This is a genomic window from Longimicrobium sp., assembly GCF_036387355.1.
In the GTDB taxonomy this organism is placed as follows: Bacteria; Gemmatimonadota; Gemmatimonadetes; order Longimicrobiales; family Longimicrobiaceae; genus Longimicrobium.
In genome coordinates, this window is sequence record NZ_DASVTX010000235.1 from 1 (window position 1) to 5,472 (window position 5,472).

At 71.2% G+C, this 5,472-nt stretch carries 6 protein-coding genes; 1 reads left to right on the forward strand and 5 read right to left on the reverse strand.

Translation table 11 applies throughout. The features are described 5' to 3' along the window. Window positions 1-475 (reverse strand): uridine kinase (gene udk / locus VF665_RS10390; protein WP_331053356.1); only part of this gene is annotated, 475 nt, incomplete at its 3' end. A gap of 95 nt (window positions 476-570) precedes the next feature. Beyond that, window positions 571-1,026 (reverse strand): hypothetical protein, encoded by a 456-nt coding sequence (locus tag VF665_RS10395; RefSeq protein ID WP_331053357.1) that lies wholly within the window; start codon window positions 1,024-1,026, stop codon window positions 571-573. Between the two features lie 137 nt (window positions 1,027-1,163). Here VF665_RS10395 and VF665_RS10400 point away from each other — a divergent pair, with 137 nt between their 5' ends. Further along, window positions 1,164-3,152: a M1 family metallopeptidase gene (locus VF665_RS10400; RefSeq protein ID WP_331053358.1), complete on the forward strand. Its 1,989-nt coding sequence runs from the start codon at window positions 1,164-1,166 to the stop codon at window positions 3,150-3,152. Window positions 3,153-3,342: 190 nt separating this feature from the next. On the opposite strand, the gene VF665_RS10405 is transcribed toward VF665_RS10400, so the two are convergent. From VF665_RS10405 to VF665_RS10415, 3 genes are all read right to left on the reverse strand, one after another. Beyond that, entirely contained in the window at window positions 3,343-4,578 is a 1,236-nt protein-coding gene (locus tag VF665_RS10405; protein WP_331053359.1) for a cysteine desulfurase-like protein, read from the reverse strand. A gap of 88 nt (window positions 4,579-4,666) precedes the next feature. Further along, complete coding sequence (locus VF665_RS10410) at window positions 4,667-5,011, reverse strand: helix-turn-helix transcriptional regulator (protein WP_331053360.1); 345 nt, start codon at window positions 5,009-5,011, stop codon at window positions 4,667-4,669. A 13-nt stretch (window positions 5,012-5,024) separates the two neighbouring features. Further along, window positions 5,025-5,429, reverse strand: coding sequence for a type II toxin-antitoxin system RelE/ParE family toxin (locus VF665_RS10415; protein WP_414678543.1), 405 nt, complete (start codon window positions 5,427-5,429; stop codon window positions 5,025-5,027). Between the last annotated feature and the right edge of the window lie 43 nt (window positions 5,430-5,472).

The window sequence follows — 5,472 nt, forward strand, 5'->3', positions numbered from 1 at the left end:
ACTGCTCGATGACGGAGTCCAGCGTGCGCCCGCGGTCCTCGATGTCCCTGCGCATGCGGCGGATGAACCGCACGTCGGCGTCCGTATCCACAAAGATGCGCAGGTCGAACATCTCCCGCAGCCGCGGCTCGGCAAAGAGCAGGATGCCGTCCACCAGGATCACGTCGCGTGGCACGGTGCGGATCTTTTCCGGCGCGCGCGTGTGGCGGGCGAAGTCGTAGACGGGCTTTTCGATCGGCCGCCCCTCCATCAGCTCCGTCAGGTGATGGATCAGCAGGTCGTTGTCCAGCGAGTCCGGGTGGTCGAAGTTGACCCCGGCGCGCTCCTCCAGCGACAGGTGCAGCAGGTCCTTGTAGTACGAATCGTGGTCCAGGAACACGGCGGCGTCCAGGTGCAGCGAATCGTAGATCCGCCGCGCCACCGTGGTTTTTCCCGATCCGGTCCCGCCCGCAATGCCGATGAGGAACGGCTTCATCTTCCCTGTCGTCCGGTTGAGTCCCTTCCCGACTGCGCCGCGGCCCTCCCCACGCCGGTGGAAGAGGGCCGCTTGTCCCGCCGCGCCGTCCCGCCCTACTGCGCCAGCACCTTTACGGCGAACCTGCACATCTCCGCCCGGCAGTCCGACATGATGACCGACAGCGGATACGCGCCGTCCTGCGTGGCGGTGAACTCCAGCACCGGCACGTCGTCCTCGCTCACATCCTCGTCCAGCCTCGTGCCGTCCGGCGCGCCCACGCGCAGGTCCAGGTCCTGGCAGTCGCCGTCGCACACCGCCACGACCATGTAGTGCGCCCCGGCCCGCAGCGAGGCGTCCACCACGACGGACCCGCCGCGCGGCAGCATTCCCGTCAGCCCGCGGGCGTCGAACACCCGCGGCTCGGCGCGGAATCCGGCCCGCGACGCGGCGCGCGCGGCGTCGGCCAGCAGGCGGGCCAGGTCTTCGCGCGCGGCCGACTGCGCGCGCGCTTCGCGGGGAACGACGAGCGCGGCCGCGAGCGCGGCGGCGGCAACCAGGGAACTGCGCATGGCTTGGCTGGCGGGGCGTGGCATGAGTGCGCCCAACCTAACCCGCCCCGCGCCGGCCCGGCAAGCGACACGCCGGTTGCGGCGCGTGCGGCACGCGCTCTAGCTTTGCGCCCCAACCATCAACCGGAGGATAGCCGATGTCGCGTTGGACCCCGGCGCTCATCGCGGCGTTCGCGCTCGCGGGGTGCGCCTCGCGGCCGCCCGCCAGCGGACCCGCGCCCGTGCAGGCCGGCCGCATGGAGCGGCCCATTCCCTACCCCGTCACCCCGCCCGCCGGCTACCAGCGCGCGGTGCGCAACGGCACCCGCACCCCCGGCGGCGCGCCCGGGGCCCGCTACTGGACCAACCGCGCCGACTACGCCATCCGCGCCCGCGTGCTCCCCGCCGACAAGCGGCTGGAAGGCTCGCAGACCATCACCTACACCAACAACTCGCCCGACACCCTGCGTTCGCTGCAGGTGGACCTGACCATGAACCACCACGCGCCGGGCGTGGTGCGCAACGAACCGGCCGAGGTCACCGGCGGCGTGAACCTCACGCGCGTGGCGGTGGGCGGGCAGACCATCGCCGCGGCGGGCGGCTCGGGCGGGGCGCAGGGCGCGCGCTACACCGTCAACGGCACGCGCCTGGCCATCGTCCCCGCCGCGCCGGTGCTTCCGGGCGCCACCGTGCGGCTGGAGATGGACTGGAACTTCCGCATTCCGCAGCAGGGCGCGGGCGGGCGCATGGGCTGGGAGGCCGACAACCTCCTCTTTCTGGCGTACTGGTACCCCGCCATGGCGGTGTACGACGACGTGCTGGGATGGCACCCGGACCCGTTCCGCGGCACCGCCGAGTTCTACGCCGACTTCGGCAGCTACGACGTGACGCTGGAGGCGCCGGCGCAGTGGATCGTGTTCGGCACCGGCGTGCTGCAGAACCCGGAGGAGGCGCTGGCCCCCGCCGTGCTGGCCCGCTACCGCGCGGGAATCCAGAGCGACACCGTGGTGCACGTCGTCCGCGCGGCGGATTTCGGGCGCGCCACGCAGGCCGGGCGCGGCGGCATGGTCAGCTGGCGCTTCCGGGCGGACAGCGTGCGCGACGCGGCGTTCAGCGTTACGCGCGAGTCCAACTGGGACGCCACGCGCACGCAGGTGGGCGACCGCACCGGCGACGGCCGGCCGGAGTACACCGCCATCCATGCCTTCTGGCGGCAGAACGCGCCCCGCTGGGCCGGCGCCGCGCGCGACGAGGCGCACGCGATCCGCTTTCTGTCGGAGTACACGGGCGTGGAGTATCCCTGGCCGCACATGACGGCGGTGGAGGGCGAGGGCATCATCGGGGGCGGGATGGAGTATCCCATGATGACGCTCATCAGCAACTACACGCAGGCGGGCGACACGGCGCTGTACAGCGTGATCGCGCACGAGCTTGCGCACATGTGGGTGCCCATGATCGTGAGCGTGGACGAGCGGCGCTACTCGTGGATGGACGAGGGGATGACGACGTTCCACGAGGCGCAGGCCCGCCGCGACAGCTTTCCCGGCACCACGCCGGAGCTGGACGACCGCACCGGGTACCTGAACCTGGCCCGCGCCGGCGGCGAGGGTGAGGTGATGCGGCGCACCGACTTCCACTACACGGCGGCGGCGGGCGGCGTGGCGTCGTACTACAAGCCGGCGACCAACTTCGCCACGCTGCGCGGGCTGCTGGGCGAGCAGACCTTCAACCGCGCATGGACCACCTTTCTGGACCGGTGGAAGTGGAAGCACCCGTATCCCTGGGACTTCTTCAACACCGTCAACGAGGTGTCGGGGCAGAACCTGGACTGGTTCTGGCGCAGCTGGTTCTACGAGACGTGGACGCTGGACCAGGCGGTGCAGAGCGTCACGCAGGGCCCGGGCGGCACCACCATCGTGATCGCGGACCGCGGCGACGCGCCCATGCCGGCGCGCATTACCCTCACGTTCGAGAACGGGCAGACGCAGACGCTTGAGGTGCCGGTGGAGGAATGGCTCGCGGGGCATCGCACCGCGACGCTCACCCTTCCCGCCACGTCCACCTCGCCCGTTGTCCGGGTGGAAATCGACGCCGAGAACGTGTTTCCCGACATCGACCGGGCCAACAACGTCTGGACGCGCAGCTGATCTAAAGGAGAAGGGATCGACGGAGCGCAGCGGCATGGAGCGAAGATGGACGTCGCCTGCGTCCGTCTCTCCGAAGGAAGCTGCGGTTCAGCGGTTCGAAGCGGTTCCGAAAACAGGGATGCCGCCCCGAGGCTCGGGGCGGCATCCCTGTTTCTACAGACTGCGATCCGCGGCGACGCGGACCGGCGGCTCAGGCGGCGGCCAGGCGGCGGACGCCTTCCACCAGCCGGTCCACGTCCTCGTCCGTGGTGTACGGCGCGACGCCCGCGCGGATCAGCCCGCCGCAGTCGGACAGGCCCAGCACGTCGCACACGGTGGTGGCGTAGAAGTCGCCGTTCCACACGAACACCCCTTCCCCGCCCAGCGTGCGCGCCACGAAGTCCGGCGACACGCCCTCGATCACGAACCCCGCGGTGGGCGTCCGCATGCCGTCCGCGCCGGGCCCGTGGATGCGCACCCCGGGGATGGAGCTCAGCCCCTGGTACAGGCGGGCGAAGCGGGCGGTCTCGTGCTCCTCGATGGCCGCGTACGCCGCCTCCAGCGAGGCGCGCAGCGAGGCGCCGGGGCGCGGGGCCAGGCTGGCGATCCACTCCACCGCCGCGGCGGTCCCGGCGATCCCCTCGTGGTTCAGCGTTCCCGTCTCCCACCGCTCGGGGGCGGCGTTGCTGGCCGGCGGCACCTTGTACGGCGTCAGCCCCTCCAGGTGCTCCGCGCGCCCCCACAGAATGCCCACGTGCGGCCCGAAGAACTTGTAGGCCGAGCACGCCAGAAAGTCGCAGCCGAACGCCTGAACGTCCGGCAGGCGGTGCGGCGCGTAGTGCACCGCGTCCACGAACGACAGCGCGCCCGCCTGGCGCGCGGCCGCGCACACCCGCGCCACGTCGTTCACCGTCCCGATGGCGTTGCTCGCCGCGCCCACCGCCACCAGCCGCGTCCGCGGGGAGAGAAGCCCGGCCAGCGCATCGTAGTCCAGCGTGTACGTCCGCTCGCTGAACGGAAGCACGTGCACCTTCATCCCGCGGTCCTCCGCCAGCAGCCGCCAGGGCGCCACGTTTGCCTGGTGGTCCAGCTGGCTCACGATCAGCTCGTCGCCCTCGCCCCAGCCGCGGCCCAGTGCGCGGGAAAGGGAAAATGTGAGCGTGGTCATGTTCTGCCCGAACGCGATCTCCCGCGCCGACCCCGCGTTCACGAAGGCCGCCATGGCCTCGCGCGCGCGGGTGATGGCCGCGTCGGTTTCCTCGCTGGTGGCAAAGAAGCCGTGCGTGTTGGCGTTGTGCATCAGCAGGTAGTCGCGCACGGCGTCGCCCACCTGCCGGGGTACCTGGCTGCCGCCCGGGCCGTCAAAGAAGGCGATGGGGCTGCCTCCCACCCGCCGCTCAAAGACGGGAAAGTCGGCGCGGACGCGGGCGGCGAACGAATCGGACATGCGGATCAGACGGGCTGCGGGTTGGGTGGACTGCGGCGGACGCCGCGCCCGGCGGCAACCTACGCCGCCGCCGTCCCTCCCGAAACCGTCACCCGTTCGCGGACCGCGCTTCCCGCGCCGGCGCGTCCAGCTCGCCGAACTGGTTGAGCGCCACGTCGCCGTCGGGAAAGCGCGCCAGCAGCACCAGCTCGCCGCCCATGGCCTGCACGTAGCGGCGCAGGGTGCTCAGGTACAGGTCGGTGCGGCGCTCCATCTTGCTTACGCTGGCCTGCGAAGTCCCCAGCGTGGCCGCAAGCTCCTCCTGGGTCAGGCGGCGCGCCTGGCGCAGCTCGTGGAGCGGAAGCTCGGCCAGGTGGCGGCGGAACAGGGCTTCGGACCCGGCGAGGGCTTCGGGGCCCATTGCATCACGAAGGATGCTGAACGGCTTGGCCATGGTGGTTCCTCGGTCAGGGTTTCCCGGCGGCCTGCGCCGCGCGGATTTCAAAGAGGTGCTGGTCGTAGAGCCCGTCGGCGACGGGGAGGAAACGCTCGTACCAGCGGCCGTCGCCCGTTTTGTCGCCGCCGATGAGCAGAATGGCGACACGGCGCGGATCAAAGGCGTACAGCACCCGGTACGGCCGACCCCGGTGCTGCTCCCGCAGCTCACGCATGTGGCTGTAGCGCGACCCGTGAACCGCGCTGCTGTGAGGATGCGGCAGGTGCGGACCGCGCCGCTCCAGCAGCCGCACCGACGCAGCCACCGACTCCTGCTCGCTGGTGGACAGCCGCTCCCACCACCCGCCGAACTCGTCCGTGTACTCCACCTCGTACTCTTCCACGATAACCTCCCGTGCATATTCCGTCAAGGGCATTCCACTTCACCGGCCCCGGTGCCGGGTGTGCGGACATGCGGTG

What these genes read in the sequence shown, in the direction of transcription:
- VF665_RS10395 (WP_331053357.1), bottom strand. Translation starts at nt 1,026, where the DNA reads ATGCGCAGTTCCCTGGTTGCCGCCGCCGCGCTCGCGGCCGCGCTCGTC.
- VF665_RS10400 (WP_331053358.1), top strand. Translation starts at nt 1,164, where the DNA reads ATGTCGCGTTGGACCCCGGCGCTCATCGCGGCGTTCGCGCTCGCGGGG.
- VF665_RS10405 (WP_331053359.1), bottom strand. Translation starts at nt 4,578, where the DNA reads ATGTCCGATTCGTTCGCCGCCCGCGTCCGCGCCGACTTTCCCGTCTTT.
- VF665_RS10410 (WP_331053360.1), bottom strand. Translation starts at nt 5,011, where the DNA reads ATGGCCAAGCCGTTCAGCATCCTTCGTGATGCAATGGGCCCCGAAGCC.
- VF665_RS10415 (WP_414678543.1), bottom strand. Translation starts at nt 5,429, where the DNA reads ATGCCCTTGACGGAATATGCACGGGAGGTTATCGTGGAAGAGTACGAG.